A 1,047-nucleotide genomic window follows, 5' to 3' on the forward strand; every position below is an offset into this window, starting at 1 on the left:
AAAATCTCGTCACGATTTTGATATTTCTGTGGCGGCTTTTCCAGAAGTGCATCCAGAGGCAAAAAGTGCTCAATCGGATCTGCTAAACCTAAAGCGTAAAGTGGACGCTGGTGCAAACCGTGCCATTACTCAGTTCTTCTTTGATGTGGAATCTTATCTGCGTTTTCGTGACCGCTGTGTTGCGGCGGGAATCGATGTAGAAATCGTACCGGGTATTTTGCCAGTTTCGAACTTTAAGCAAGCCTCACGTTTTGCGGCGCAGAATAACGTTAAAGTGCCAGGATGGATGAGCAAACAGTTTGAAGGTTTGGATGATGATCCTGTGACTCGCCAACTTGTAGGTGCAAGCCAAGCTATTGATATGGTTCGTGTACTAAGTCGCGAAGGTGTAAAAGATTTCCACTTCTATACGCTGAATCGTGCGGAGATGACTTATGCGCTATGCCATACTTTGGGTGTTCGCCCTCGTGTAGCCGTAGAAGCGTAAATCCGGTTTCAAAAAGACAAAAGGCTTGCCAAGTGGCAAGCCTTTTTCGTTGTCTCTAAGCGAAAGGAAATTAACCAATCACTTCAAGTTCTGTTAGGACTTCTTCTGCCCAAGTGATCCACGTTTCACGTAACAGTAGGTTACGACGAAGCGTTAGGCGCTCTAAACGAGCTTGTTTGTCCAAAGTTGAAGGCGTTGCGTAGTAAGCCGCTTCAATTTCTTTGTAGTGAGAAACCAGTTTACGAGACTCTTCAACAAGTTCTGCTAGTTGATCACGGAAAGGTGTTGATGGTTGAACAGCACAAGCCATAAGTTTCGCTGAAAATTCATCACGAACGGTTGGGTGTGCAGTTGGTTGATCAAACCATTCTCCAAGAGCGCTACGGCCTGCATCTGTGATGGAGTAAACCTTACGGTCTGGTTTGCCTTCTTGAGGTTCTAGTACGCAAGTAACCAGCTCTTTCTCGGCCATTTTATTTAGCTCACGGTAAACTTGTTGGTGGCTTGCTTTCCAGAAGTAACCGATGCTAGCAGAGAATTCTTTAGTGATATCGTAACCG

2 protein-coding genes are annotated in these 1,047 nt (G+C 45.5%); one reads left to right on the forward strand and one right to left on the reverse strand.

Annotated features, from left to right (window positions below; genetic code table 11):
- A partial coding sequence (locus R7E00_RS25070; protein ID WP_318124918.1) for a methylenetetrahydrofolate reductase occupies positions 1 to 487 on the forward strand: 487 nt, incomplete at its 5' end.
- Between the two features lie 70 nt (positions 488 to 557).
- Here the strand turns inward: R7E00_RS25070 and R7E00_RS25075 are convergent.
- A partial coding sequence (locus tag R7E00_RS25075; RefSeq protein ID WP_140340135.1) for a PadR family transcriptional regulator occupies positions 558 to 1,047 on the reverse strand: 490 nt, incomplete at its 5' end.

The sequence above is a fragment of the Vibrio sp. Vb1755 genome (genome assembly GCF_033338635.1).
GTDB classification, from domain to species: domain Bacteria; phylum Pseudomonadota; class Gammaproteobacteria; order Enterobacterales; family Vibrionaceae; genus Vibrio; species Vibrio alginolyticus.